The organism is Streptomyces sp. T39 (assembly GCF_008042045.1).
Lineage (GTDB): Bacteria > Actinomycetota > Actinomycetes > Streptomycetales > Streptomycetaceae > Streptomyces.
The window spans coordinates 1-14539 of record NZ_RDBP01000010.1; the positions used below are offsets into that span (position 1 = coordinate 1).

Annotated in this window: 6 protein-coding genes; all 6 read left to right on the top strand. The window is 71.4% G+C overall.

Annotation, left to right across the window (positions count from 1 at the left end):
• On the top strand, positions 1-4903 hold a 4903-nt coding region (locus EAO77_RS00760), incomplete at its 5' end, for an RHS repeat-associated core domain-containing protein (RefSeq protein ID WP_147986210.1).
• Complete coding sequence (locus EAO77_RS00765; protein ID WP_147986211.1) at positions 4896-5315, top strand: hypothetical protein; 420 nt, start codon at positions 4896-4898, stop codon at positions 5313-5315. The genes EAO77_RS00760 and EAO77_RS00765, both read left to right, overlap by 8 nt.
• A gap of 400 nt (positions 5316-5715) precedes the next feature.
• Positions 5716-7242 carry a VCBS repeat-containing protein gene (locus EAO77_RS00770; protein ID WP_261993748.1) on the top strand — a complete coding sequence of 509 codons (1527 nt, stop codon included), beginning with the start codon at positions 5716-5718 and terminating at the stop codon, positions 7240-7242.
• 349 nt (positions 7243-7591) lie between these two features.
• A complete protein-coding gene (locus EAO77_RS00775; protein WP_261993749.1) occupies positions 7592-9148 on the top strand; it encodes an FG-GAP repeat domain-containing protein in 1557 nt (518 codons plus the stop codon).
• Positions 9149-9171: 23 nt separating this feature from the next.
• Positions 9172-12819 (top strand): LamG domain-containing protein, encoded by a 3648-nt coding sequence (locus tag EAO77_RS00780; protein ID WP_147986213.1) that lies wholly within the window; start codon positions 9172-9174, stop codon positions 12817-12819.
• Between the two features lie 142 nt (positions 12820-12961).
• On the top strand, positions 12962-14518 hold the full coding sequence (locus tag EAO77_RS00785) for a VCBS repeat-containing protein (protein ID WP_222723639.1): 1557 nt from the start codon (positions 12962-12964) through the stop codon (positions 14516-14518).
• The last annotated feature ends 21 nt before the right edge of the window (positions 14519-14539 follow it).

A 14539-nucleotide genomic window follows, 5' to 3' on the forward strand; every position in this document is an offset into this window, starting at 1 on the left:
GCTGGTGACGGTGGTCAGCGAGACCGGCGCCCAGCTCGACATCAACTTCGCGCCGGCGGACTGCACGGCCTCCGCCCTGCCGAAGCCCGGTGAGTCCACGAAGCGCTGCTATCCGGTCAAGTGGGCCGCGCCCGGCAACATCGACCCGATCGACGACTGGTTCCACAAGTACGTCGTCGCGGAGATCGTCGAGACCGACCGCACCGGCGGCGGCGACAAGATGGTGACCCGCTACGCCTACAACGGTCCGGCCGGCTGGCGGCACTCCAAGGCCGACGGCATCACCCCGGCGGAGTTCCTGACCTGGGGCGAGTGGCAGGGTTACGGCAAGGTCACCGTCACCAGCGGCGCCGAGGACAAGCAGCGCAGCCGGGTCGACTACACCTACCTCCAGGGCCGCGACGGCGACAAGAAGCCCGGCGGCGGGACCGTCGAGGCGACGGTCACGGACTCCACCGGCACGGTGTACACGGACGACGAGGACTTCACCGGCTTCGAGCTGGAGGCGCAGGTCTTCAACGACGGCGCCGTCGCCACCAAGGTGATCAGGAAGCCGTGGAAGCACCACGCGGCGACCCAGACCAAGAGCTGGGGCACCCTGCGCTCCACCCTCGTCAAGCCGACCGTCACGCGCGGCTTCACCGCGCTGAAGGCCGGCGGCTGGCGCGAGTCCCGTTCGGAGACCTCCTACGACACGGCGACCGGCACCGGCCGTGTCACCCAGGTCGACGACTTCGGTCTGGTGGTCCCGGCGAGCGCGACGGAGGCGGAGAAGGCCGCCGCGGCGAAGGACGACACCTGCACCCGCACCTGGTACGCGGACAACACCGCCGGTGAGCAGAACTTCCTCGACCGTGTGAAGCGGGTCGAGGAGGTCGCGGTCGCCTGCGGCACGACACCGGACCGCAAGAGGCAGGTGCTCTCCGACATCCGCACGTACTACGACAGCCTCGCCCACGGCGCCGCCCCGGTCCGCGGACTGGAGACGTCGTCGGAGCGGCTGAAGTCGCACGACGGCACCACGCCGGTGTATCAGGAGGTCTTCAAGAACGCCTACGACTCCTACGGGCGTCCCACCTCCGCCACGACCCCCGGCTCCGGCCGCACGACGACCACGTACACCATGGTCAACGGTCTGACCACGCAGACGAAGGCGACCAACGTCCTCGGTCACGCGAGCATCACGGACTACGAGCCGGCCTGGGGCCAGTCCAAGGGCCAGCAGGACCCGAACGGCAAGCGCACCGATCTCACCTTCGACGGTCTCGGCCGCATCACCGGTGTCTGGCTCCAGGACCGCAAGAAGGCGAGCAACCAGACCCCGAACACCAAGTACAGCTACCTCGTCCGCAAGGACGCGCCGCTCGCGGTGAAGACCGAGATCGTCGAGGAGAGCGGTTCCTACACCGCCGAGTACACGCTCTACGACAGCATGCTGAGGGCGCGCCAGAAGCAGGCGATGGGGCCTGGTGGCACCCGGCTGGTGGCCGACACGTTCTACGACGCGCGGGGCAAGCTGAAGGCCTCGTACGACACCTATGTCGCCGCGGGTGCCGCGTCCGACCAGCTCCTCGTCGTGCGCAACGGCGAGGTCGAGTCGCAGAAGCTGTACGAATACGACGACATGGGGCGGGCCACCGCGGCCGTGTTCGCCGTCGCGGGCGTCGAGCAGTGGCGCACGACCACCGTGCACGAGGGCGACCGCACCCACAGCGTCCCGCCGCAGGGCGGCGTCGTGTCCACCTCGCTGACCGACGTGGACGGACAGGTGACCGAGCAGCGCCAGTACCAGAGCGGCAGCCCGCTGTCGGCCGGCCCGTCGTCCTACACGTCGACCCGGTACACCTACACGCCGTCGGGCCAGCTCTCGACGGTCACCGACGCCCAGCAGAACGTCTGGTCCTTCGAGTACGACCAGCGGGGCCGCAAGATCAAGTCCGTGGACCCCGACGCGGGCACCACGATCACCGGCTACGACGACGCCGACCGGGTGGTCTCCGTACGGCACGAGGGCCGGGGCACCGAGGTGACCACCGCCTACGACGCCGTCGGCCGTGCCACGGCCACGTACGACGGGCCGGTGTCGGCGGGGAAGAAGCTCACCGAGAACCGCTACGACCGCACCGGGGCGCTCGGCAAGCAGTACGCCTCGCTGCGGTACACCGGCGCGACCGAGTACTTCGGGACCGCGGTGCAGGAGTTCGACGACCAGTACCGCCCGATGAAGACGGCCCACATCGTCCCCGCATCCGAGGGCGCGCTCGCGGGCACCTACCTCTTCACCAACACCTACAACCGGGACGGGACCATCCAGACCGCGGGCCTGCCCGCCGCCGGAGGGCTCGCCGCCGAGGTGATCCGCTACGGCTACGACGAGCTCCAGCGGCCCGTGACGATGGAGGGCCTGTCCACCTACGTCACCGGGACGACCTGGTCGCCGACGACCGACCTGCTCCAGCTCGAACTGAACACCGGCGGCAAGAAGGTCTGGCAGACCTTCGACTACGAGCGGGGCACCAAGCGTGTCACCCGCGCCGTGGTGGACGTCGCGGGCTCCACGACCGGACCCGTCAAGGAGACCGGCTACAGCTACGACAAGGCCGGAAACGTCCTGGCCGTGTCGGACATCGGCTCGGGCGCCGCGGCTCCCGACGTGCAGTGCTTCCAGTACGACCAGAACCGGCGGCTGTCCGAGGCATGGACCCCCGGCGCGAACACGGCGGCGGCCACCGGCTCCGGCACGGCCGGCACCACCGCCCCGGTGGACGGCACCGTGCCGTCGGCCTGCTCGGCGGCGCCGGGCAGCCAGGCCCTCGGCGGACCGGCCGCCTACTGGAAGTCGTACCGGACCGACGAGGTCGGCAACCGCACCCAGGACATCACCCACGACACCGGTCTGGACGCCTCCAAGGACGTCACCCGGACCTTCACCTACGGCGAGGGCCCGGCCGGACCGCACGCGGTGACCAAGGTCGTGTCGGACACCCCGACCGGTGACAGCCAGGCCACCTACGGCTACGACGCCGCGGGCAACATGGAGACCCGCACGATCGGAGGCAACACCGAGACCCTGACCTGGGACGCGGGCGGCAAGCTCACCCAGGTCGACCGGCCGGACGACGTCACCACACCGGCGGACGAGGCCACCCGGGCCACGTACCTGTACGGCCCCGACGGCGACCGGCTGAAGCGCAAGGACAGCGAGGGCACCACCCTCTACCTGCCCGGCATGGAGCTCCACCTGCCGGCCGGTGCGACCAAGGCCCAGGCCACGCGCACCTACGCGCACGCCGGGCAGGACGTCGCGGTGCGGACCGACGACAACATGGTCACGTTCCTGTCGTCGGACCACCACGGCACCGGCGACCTGAGCGTGCAGGCCACGACGGGAAGTGCGACCCAGCGCCGCTTCGACCCGTACGGCAACGCGCGCGGGGCGGAGCCCACGTCCTGGGCCGGACGCAAGGGCTTCGTCGGCGGCACGACCGACGCCGACACCGGGCTCACCAATCTCGGCGCCCGTGAGTACGACGCCGGACTGGGCAAGTTCATCTCCGTCGATCCGCTGATCGACTTCGGCAACGCCCAGCAGATGAACGGCTACGCGTACGCCAACAACTCGCCCGTCACGTTCTCCGACCCGACGGGCGCCATCCCCGCGGAGTGCTGGGAAGGTCTCATCACCTGCCGGATGGGTCCCAACGGCTGGGAGTTCGGCGACCCGAAGCCGCAGCCTTCCAAGGAGGAGAAGGAGGTCGCGGCCGCCGAGGCGGACCACGCCTACGCCGAGTACCAGGTCTCCCAGGTGACCGAGAAGATCATCGAAGAGGTCAAGGACATCGTCGGTGTCACGGCGCTCCAGGACTGCGCGTCGAACCCGGGGGTCGGCACCTGCCTGAAGGCCGCCGCGGAGGTCGCCTCGCTGCTCCTCGGCTCCGCGGTGAAGATCCTGGTCAAGAGCAAGAAGGTCTACAAGGCCCTCACCCTGATCGACGACCTCTACGACTCGATCAGCAATCTGCGCAAGACGCAGAAGCGGGTCGACAACGCCAAGGACGCCCTGGAGAAGTCCAAGAAGGCGAAGACGGACAAGAAGCGGAAACGGGACAAGGACTCGTGTGAGAACCACTCGTTCCTGCCCGCCGCCCAGGTCCTGATGGCGGACGGGTCGAGCAGACCCATCGCCGACGTCGCCCTGGGGGACATGGTCACGGTCACGGACCCGAGCACGGGCGAGAACTCGGCCCGCGAGGTCGTGCGGACCATCGTCACGGAGGACGACAAGCACTTCGTCGACCTGTCCGTCGTCACCCCCGCCGGCCCCGCCGCGCTCACCTCCACGGTGACCCACCCGTTCTGGGTCGCCTCCGAGCGGGCGTTCGTCGAGGCCGGGGACCTGCGCCCGGGCATGGAGCTGCTCACCCCGCAGGGCAAGCGCGTCGAGGTCACCGGCAAGGACTTCTTCGACCGGCGCCAGCGCACCCACGACCTGACCGTCGCCGGGGTGCACGCCTACTACGTGTCGGCCGGCACGACACCCGTCCTCGTCCACAACTGCGACGACATCGCGCTCGGCAAGCAGGATGTCGACGGCGACGACATGGCACTCGACATCTTCGCCATGGAGCGCGGTGCCACCACGTACAAGGAGTGGGACGACGACTCCTGGTGGTACGAGCACGTCAACAAGTTCCTGAAGGACGGCAAGACCAGGATCCACGTCAACCTCGACGGCATCGACGACCCCGTCGCCTATGCCAAGCTGGGCAAGGACCTGAAGCCGGCCCCCGAGATGCAGGGCGCCACCCGCTGGGAGATGTACCGGCTGAGCCAGTCCTCGGGTGCCTGGAGCCGGGTCACCTGGTACCGGAAGGGAAGAGAGGTGTCGAACCCCTTTGAGTGACGAGCCGCACGCCCCGGGGCGTGTCCTGTGGTCCAGTCCGCTCCGCTTCAGCCTGTGGACGTACGGGATCGGGCACTCGCAGCTGCTCCTCCGCACCCCCAGCGGGCAGGGGATCGACGACGAGCCGCTCGGCCTCCGCTTCGAGGCGGTGGAGCGGCTGAACGTGGGCAGGTCCTTCCGGGGGCTCAGTCTGGAGACGGCGGACGAGACCGTCCTCGCGGAGATCGCCGCCACGGGGGTGCTGAAGCCGCGGCCGAACCCGCTGCTCACCCTGGTGCTGCGCGGCGAGGACTCGCTCGGCTGGGTCGTCTGCTCCAAGGTGGCGGTGGGGGTCTCCCGGTTCACCGGGAACCAACCCGGGTTCCTGCTGGATCCCGTGGTCTTCCGCACCCGGGCGATGCGCTCCGGATGATCTGAACGACCGGCAGAAGGACGAGGGCCGCTCCCGCTCGCGGGGGCGGCCCTCGGCGTTCGCGATGCGGTTTCCCGCGGCGTCCACCGTGACATCGGTCGCATCCGCCCGGGTTCGCGTTGTCCGGTTTCCGGTCATGGTGTCCGGGGTGTGACCGAATCATGACCGCGCCGTGTGACGGGTGTGACGAATCCGTGATTGCCGCTGATGAGGCCATGTCCGACATCGGGCCTTGTCGCTGTGCCCTCGCCATGGAATAGTCCCGTTCCGCTTCTGCGGCCGTGGGGGGACCAAGGTCGTGGAACGTTCAACTGATCGCCTCCGTGCCGTTTCTGACGGAACGGAGGATCTGCGGGGTGGGGGGAACATGCCGCGTGCGACGACACGTACACGACGCGGGGTGGCCGCGCTGGCAATCGCCGGTGCCGCCACACTGCTCGGACAGGCGGTGGTGCCGGCGGCACCGGCCGCCGCTGCCGCCGGCTGCGCCGGGGCACAGCACGACTTCAACGGGGACGGGATCCGCGACACCGTGATCGCGGACCCGGAGGCCACGGTCTCCGGCAAGGAGCGCGCCGGACAGATCCACATCGTCTACGGCGGGGACAAGGGCACCTTCCTGCTGTCCCAGGACTCGCCCGACGTCTCCGACGCTGCCGAGCAAGGCGACCAGTTCGGCTTCTCCTACGCCGTCTACGACGCCAACCTCGACGGATGCAGCGACATCGCCGTCGGCATCCCGTTCGAGGACGTCGGCACCGTCAAGGACGCCGGGCTCGTCCATCTGATCCACGGCTCGACCGCGGGCGTCACCGGCGGCGGGCTCGGCACCGTCGGCTTCCGGCAGGGCTCCGACGGCAAGCTGGCCGGCGGCTACGAGGCCGAGGACTGGGTCGGCTACGCCGTGGCCGCGGGCCGCTCGGCCACCAACATCCCCTTCCTGGTCATCGGCGCCCCCGGCGAGGACGGTGGCGAGGGCAAGGACATGGGGATGTTCCACTACGTCTACGGCATCGGGTACGACGTCGCCCACGTCGCCCAGGACAGCACCGGCGTCTGGGAGGACCCGGAGCCCAACGACCGCTTCGGCGCCTCGATCGCCGCCACCGACCGGCACTTCGTGGTCGGCGCCCCCGGCGAGTCGACGGCCACCAGCAGCGGCAACCGGGAGTTCGCCGGCGGCGTCGTCGCCTTCCGTCCGTCGATCAACACCTACGGCATCCCCGACCCGCTCTTCGGCATGGGCCAGGGCCGCACCGGCACCGGTGACACCACCGCCCAGACCGACGACCAGTACGGCGCCGCACTGGCGATGGCGCCCTACCGGCCCGCCGGGGCCACCTCGAACACCGACTCGCTCCTCGCCGTCGGCGTCCCCGGGGAGGACCTCGCGACCACCGTCGACGCCGGGGCCGTGCACACCTACCACATCAAGGCCGACGGCACCGTGACACCGCTGCGGTGGATCGACCAGAACCAGCCCGGCGTCGAGGGAGAGGCCGAGCCCGGCGACTTCTTCGGCCGGCGGCTCGCCGCGGCCAACACCTCCCCGTCCGCGCCCGGCACGGCCGCCACCATGCGCCTGGCCGTCGGTGTCCCCGGCGAGGAGTCCACCGAGGAGTTCCCCGAGGAGGGCGGCGTGCAGATCCTGCCGCTGCTCGGCGACCCCGGCACCGGGGACAGCTGGATCGCCCCCGGCGACGGCATCCCGGCCGCCGTCCGCGCGCCCCGCACGCTCCTCGGCCTGGGCCTGGGCGCGAGCCCCACCGCGCTGTACGTCGGCGTCCCCTACGGCCCCGCCGGCAACCGGGCCGTCCACGCCTTCCCGTGGACCACGCCGAACGGCGGTGCCCCGACCCGGACCTGGCGGCCCGGTGAGGCCGGAATCCCCGCCGAGAACGCAGCCTTCGGAGCACTCCTGAGCTGACCTACCGGCCGCCGCCCCCGGCAACGCGACCCCCGGTGACACCCGGCGGTCCGTGCCGAACACCGTGCCCGGGGGCGGCCCTGCCCGGCTCCGTCCCGTCCGCACGTCCCGGCCCCGTCCAGGGCCGTGCGACCGCGTCGTGCGGGGCCCCGGGCAGCCGGCCCCCGGCAGCACCGTCACCCGAGCAGTCCGCAGGCCCACCCCGGAGGCAGAGCCGCCCAGGGGCCGGGGGCCGGGGACACGTGTGCCGTGCACCGGCCGGGCCGGCCGACCGCACCCGGCAGGGCCGCGGCCACCACGGACCCCGGCCCGACGAGCCGGAACCGCACCAGGGGAGGGAACCATCACAGTGATCAGACCGCTCCGCCCGCGAACGCGGGCCCTACGACGACGAACGGCGCTCACCGCCGGGGCGTTCGTCCTGACCGCCGCCGGCGCGCTCGGGCTCGGACCGGCTTCCCCGGCCGCCGCCGCGGCCGCCGCCTGCACCGGCGCCGAGTCCGACTTCAACGGCGACGGCATCCGCGACACCGCGATCGCCGACCCGGAGGCGACGGTCAACGGCATGCCCGGCGCCGGGGTCGTGCACATCGACTACGGCGGCGGCAAGGGCACCATGGTGCTGTCGCAGGAGACCGCCGGCGTACCCGGCGCCGCCGAGCCCGACGACGGGTACGGCTTCGCGCTGGCCGTCTACGACGCCGACCGCGACGGATGCAGCGACCTCGCCGTCGGCATCCCGTACGAGGACCTGGACACCCCGGACGCGGGGCTCGTGCAGATCGTCTACGGCTCCACCGCCGGTCTGAACGGCGGCAAGGCGGTGCGCGAGCACAAGCAGGGCGACGGTGCCCCGCTCGGTGGCGGCGCCGAGGCGAACGACTGGACCGGGTACGCCCTGGCCGCGGGCAGGACGTCCGCGGGCAACTCCTACCTCCTGATCGGCGCCCCCGGCGAGGACATCGGCACCGCCGTGGACACCGGAGCCTTCTTCTACGTCCAGAACGACGCCGCCACCGCCGTCGGCAACCACCAGGACACCGAGACGGCCGGCGCGGTGCCGGGCGTCGCGGAGACGGACGACCGGTTCGGCGCGTCCCTCGCGGCCACCCCGACACACTTCGCGGTCGGCACCCCCGGAGAGGCCATCGGCACCGCCACCTTCGCCGGCGGTGTCGCCGTGTTCAACCACACGCTCACCTCCGGGCACCCCAAGCCGCTCCTCGGCATGGCCCAGGACCAGGACACCATCGCCGGCGCCGAGGAAGTGGGCGACGGCTTCGGCACCTCCGTGGCGATGGTCCCGTACCGGGCATCCGGAGCCACCTCGACCACCGAGTCGCTGCTGGCGGTCGGCGTCCCCGGCGAGGACCTCAAGTCCACCGTCGACGCCGGAGCCGTACAGGTCTTCCGGCTCTCCGCCACGTCCTTCACCGAGACCATGTGGATCGAGCAGGACAGCGCGGACGTGGAGCAGGAGAGCGAGGCGGGCGACTTCTTCGGCCAGCGCCTCGCCGCCGTCAACACCTCCCCGAACACCACCGCCACCGGCACCACCGCACGGCTCGCGATCGGCGTGCCGGGCGAGGAGTCGGCCGAGGAACACCCCGAGAAGGGCGGCGTCCACATCGTCCCGATGGTCGGCGCCCCCGGCGCCTCGGACGCCTGGATCGACCCGGGCTGGGGCATCCCCGGCGAGCCCGCGGCCACCCAGCTCGCGGGCCTGAGCCTGTCGGGCAGCACCGCAGGACTGCTGGTCGGCATGCCGTACGGACCTGCCGCCGGCCACGCCGTCCACCTCTTCCCCTGGAACACCGCCAACGGCGGTTTCCCCAGCCGGACGTTCAAGCCCGGCGAGAACGGCATCCCCGCGGGCGACACCGCCTTCGGCGCCACGGTCCGCTGATGAAACACAAGGAGAACGGACAGATGTCCAGACGCACACCACGCGGCATCCTGCTGCGCGCCGCGATAGCCGCGGCCGCCGCCGGCGCCGTACTGACCGGCGGCTTCAACGCCCTGCCGCTGGACGGGAGCGGCACCGACGCCGCACCGAAGCAGGAGGCCGTGGGCACCGGCACCCCGGTGCAGACGGAGGCCGAGGCCCTCGCCGTCGCCAAGAAGAGCAACAAGCAGGTCGAGATCCTCGGGATGCGCAACGCGCGCCGGGAGATCTACGCCCAGCCGGACGGCACCTTCACGGCCCGCGAGTACACCGACCCGATCCGCACTTTCCAGGACGGTTCGTGGGTCGACATCGACCGGACGCTGCGGCGTGCCGCGGACGGAAGCGTCGTGCCCAAGGCGACCGCGGTGGACCTGAAGTTCTCCGACGGCACGGCGGGCAAGCCGTTCGTCACGATGAACCAGGCGGGCCGCGAGCTGTCGCTGACCTGGCCGCACGGCAAGCTGCCGGCGCCGGTCCTCGACGGTGACACGGCCACCTACCGGGACGCGCTGCCCGGTGTGGACCTCGCGGTGCGTGCCGAGGCCGACGGCTTCGGACACCTGCTGGTCGTCAGGACGCCCGAGGCCGCGGCCGATCCGCGGCTGGCGCGGCTGGACCTCGGTCTGAAGGCCGACGGCCTGAAGATCAGCGAGGACGCCAAGGGCGCGCTGAAGGCGGAGGACGCCGCGGTGGGCGGCACCGTCTTCGAGGCGGGCAGGCCCGTGATGTGGGACTCGGCCGCCGTCAAGGAAGCGGCCGCCAGGAAGCAGGGCCCGAAGGCCGTCTCCAAGGCGCTCGCCGCGGCGGGCGCGGACGCGGACCCGGCCCCGTCGGTCGCCCCCGAGCCGGCGCTCGCCGGTCCCGGCGGCGGCGGGAAGACCTCGCCGCTGGGCGTCGAGATCGGCAAGGGCAAGCTGTCGCTGGTCCCGGACCAGAAGCTCCTCAAGGGCAAGGACACCGTCTTCCCGGTCGTCATCGACCCGATCCAGCGCACCACCTCGCGCACGGCGTGGACCGGCATCATGTCGGGCATGCCGGGCGAGCAGGACTGGAAGTACTCCGGCAGCGCCGGTGTGGGCAAGTGCCCGACCGACTACAGCCCGGTCTCCTGCAACGGCGTCGGAGTGCGCCGGCTGCTGTTCACCATGCCGATGTCGTTCTACAAGGGCAAGCAGATCCTCGGCGCGACGTTCTCCGCGCGGGTCGAGCACATCTACAGCGCCTCGCCGACCGCCGAGCCGATCCGGCTCTACCGCATCGGCGGCAAGAACTACAGCATCACCTCCTCGACGAGCTGGTCGAGCGCGTCCGACGACTGGACCGACCACATCGGCACCGTCGACAAGGCGATCTCGCCCACCAGTTGCTCCAGCCAGGCGAACCTGCACTTCGAGTCGGGTGCGACGGGTGAGCTGACGAGCGAGGTGAAGACCGCTGCGGCCGAGGGCTGGTCCTCGATGACGCTGGGTCTGCGCGCCTCCGACGAGACCCGGCTTCCGGAGTGGAAGCGGATCTGCGGCAACGCGTACCTGTCGATCAGCTACAACAACCTGCCGCGCAAGATCACCGCGCTGTCGCAGAACCCGGGCGGCATCTGCACCTCGGGCGCCGGGCGCCCCTACGCCGAGAAGCCCCCGCAGCTCCAGGCGATCGCCAGCGACCCGGACCACACCTCCAGCAGCACCGACAAGGTGAAGGTCGAGTTCAAGGTCGACTGGACCGATCCGGTGACCAAGGAGGCCAAGAGCTACACCTACCTCACCCCGTCGTGGCTGGCGCCGACATCCGGCACCAAGTTCACGCACACGGTGAAGTCCTCCATCCCGCAGAACACCGTCATCTACTGGAGCGCACGCGCCACCGACGGTGACGGCTACGGCCCCTGGAGCTACGACGGGGACAGCGTGCGCTGCGAGTTCATGTACGACGCCACGCTGCCGGGCAAGCCGAACGTGCTGTCCAAGCAGTACCCGTCCGACAGCGTCTACCACGACGGCGTCGGCACCTACGGCTCCTTCACCTTCACGCCCAACCCGAACGACAGCGTTCCGGACACCGACATCGTCGAGTACCGGTACGCCTTCGACAGCACCGCGACCCCGGCGACCACCGTGCCCGCCACCTCCGCGGGCGGTCCCGCGACGGTGACCTGGATGCCGACGCGTTCCGGACGCCACTGGGTCGACGTGATCGCCGTCGACAAGGCCAAGAACCCGAGCACCAAGGCGCACTACGAGTTCCTCGTCACCGAGGGCACCCCGGTCGCCGCCCAGTGGAACCTCGCCGACGCGCCGACCAGCACCGAGGCGCACGACGAGACGGGTGCGTTCGCCGCCGACGCCGGCACCGGTGTCACCTTCGGCGTCGAGGGCCCCGGCGGCAAGGCCGACGCGGCCGCCCGCTTCGACGGCACCGCGGCCTCCTACGCCGACGTCAACGAGACCGTCCTCGACTCCTCGAAGAGCTTCTCCGTCAGCGCCTGGGTCCGCCCCAAGGGCACCCCGACGCGTGACATGGCGATCGTCAGCCAGGACGGCACCGGCGAGCCCGGCTTCACCCTCGGCTACGACCAGACCGCCGGCACCTGGGCGTTCTCCGTCCCGGTGACCGATGTCGACTCGCTCGGCGAGTGGAAGGCCGTGGCCACCGGTGTCACGGTCGTGCCCGACCAGTGGGTGCTGCTCACCGGCGTCTACGACGCCACCAAGTCCGAGCTGCGGCTCTACATCAACAAGGACTCCAAGGGCACGGCCGCCCGCCGTTCGGTGTGGAAGTCCTACGGCCCGCTCCAGATCGGCCGCACCACGGCGAAGAGCGGCTACCGCGACAACTTCGCCGGTGACCTTGCCGAGGTCCGGGTCTTCGACCGCGTCCTGCCCGCCGCCCAGGTGGCGGAGATGATGACGGTCAAGCCCCAGCGCAAGAACTACTGGCAGCTCGACGCGCAGTCCGGCGCGACCTCCCCGGACACCGGCGCCGGCCAGGCGCTGACCCTCGCGGGCAACTCCCGCATCATGCCCGCGCCGACCGACCCGCTGTCGCCGGACCCGTTCCCGATGGTGGGCGCCGGTCACCTGCTGCTCGACGGTGACGGGGACTACGCGTCCACGGCCACCGCCCCGGTCACCGGCGCGGCGAGCTTCACGCTCACCGCCCGGACGATGCTCACCACGATCGACCCGGCGAAGGCGCAGACCGTCCTGTCGCTGCCGGGTACGGCGGCCAACCGTCTCGCCGTGCGCTACCGGCCCGCGGCGGACGCGGAGACGCCTCCCATGTGGGAGCTCGCGGTCTCCGAGACCGACGCGGCCGGCGCCACGGTCAAGACGTTCGCCGACGACCAGGAACTGCCGGACACCGACCCGGCCGGTCAGCACCTGGCGGTCGTCTACGACGCCTTCGCCAACGAGATCCGCCTGTACGTGAACGGCATGCTCGCCGACATCGCGCACGGCTCGGACGACACCCTGTGGGCCGCCACCGGCGCCCTCCAGGTGGGCCGTTCGGCTCTCGGCGGCGGAAGCGAGTACTTCGCGGGCGCGATCGACGAGGTCCGCGTCTACAGCGGAGCCGCCGACAAGACCGCGATCCAGCAGATGGCCAACCCGATGGCCCTGCCGGACATGTAAGGCCCTTCGAGGCGGGTGGGGCGGCGGTGCCGCTGCCCCACCCGCCTTCCTTTTCCTCTTCCTTTCTTTCCTTTCCTTCCGTTCGACACCGACCCGCCGTCTGCCGCCGAGGCAGCACGCGCCGGGGAGAGGGATCACCCCGATGAGCAGACCGACCTTCCCGAGACCGCGGCCGGCCCGGCGGCGGACCGCCCTCGCCGCGAGCGCGTTCGTCCTGGCCCTCTCCTCGCTCGGCCTCGCGCCCGGGGCGGTCGCGGCGGCCGCCGCGTGCTCCGGCGCCGAGTCCGACTTCAACGGCGACGGCATCCGCGACACGGCGATCGCCGACCCCGAGGCGACCGTGGCCGGCCTGACGGAAGCCGGTCTCGTCCGGATCGTCTACGGCGGCGGCAAGGGCACCTACGAACTCACGCAGGACTCGCCCGGAGTCCCCGGCGGGCCCGAGGCGGGGGACCGGTACGGCTTCTCCCTCGCCGTCTACGACGCGGATCTCGACGGCTGCGCCGACCTCGCCGTCGGCATGCCGTACGAGGACATCGGCACGGCGGCCGACGCCGGAGCCGTCCACATCGTCTACGGCTCGGCGACGGGCTTCAACGGCGGCAAGGTGCCCAAGGAGCACATCCAGGGCGAGGGCCGGACCCTCTCGGGCGCCGCCGAGGCGGGCGACTGGGTCGGGTACGCACTGGCCGCGGGCAGGACGTCCGCCGGAGTGCCCTACCTGATCGCGGGCATCCCCGGCGAATCCATCGGCACCGTCGAGGACGCCGGAGGCGCGGTCTACATCCACGGAACCGGGCAGACGGTCGCCGGTATCAACCAGGACTTCGAGAATGCGGGCGGCGCGGTGCCCGGCGGCGCCGAGACCGACGACCGCTTCGGCGCGTCGGTCGCCGCGACGCCGACGCACTTCGCGATCGGTTCGCCCGGGGAAGCCCTCTCCACCACCACCTTCGCGGGCTGCGCCACCGTGTTCAGCCACACCCTCGTGTCCGGCTGGCCCAAGCCGCTCTTCGGACTCGGCCAGGACCAGAGCGACGTCACGGGCGCCGAGGAATTCGGCGACGGCTTCGCCACGGCGCTGGCCATGGTCCCCCACCGGCCGGCCGGCGCGACCTCGACCACCGAGTCACTGCTGGCGGTCGGAGTGCCCGGTGAGGACCTGTCGTCCACCGTGGACACCGGGGCCGTGCAGATCTTCCGGGTCACCGCCTCCGGCACCTTCTCCGACATCGCCTGGATCGCGCAGGACACCGCGGACGTCGAGCAGGAGAGCGAGCCCGGCGACTTCTTCGGGCAGCGTCTCGCCGCCGTCAACACGTCCCCGAACACCACCACCACGGGGACGACGGCACGGCTCGCGATCGGTGTGCCCGGTGAGGAGTCGGCCGAGGAGCACCGCGAGAAGGGCGGCGTCCACATCGTCCCGATGGTCGGCGCCCCCGGCGCCTCCGACTCGTGGATCGACCCGGGCTGGGGCATCCCCGGCGAGCCCGCGCCGCTCCAGCTCGCCGGTATGAGCCTCTCGGGGTCGACCGCCGGTCTGTACGTCGGCATGCCCTACGGCCCCGCGGCCGGCCACGCCGTCCACCTCTTCCCCTGGAACACCGCCAACGGCGGTGCCCCCAGCCAGACGTTCAAGCCCGGCGAGAACGGCATCCCCGCCGGCGACACCGCCTTCGGCGCCACGGTCCGCTGACCGGCACAGGCTGCGCCTCCA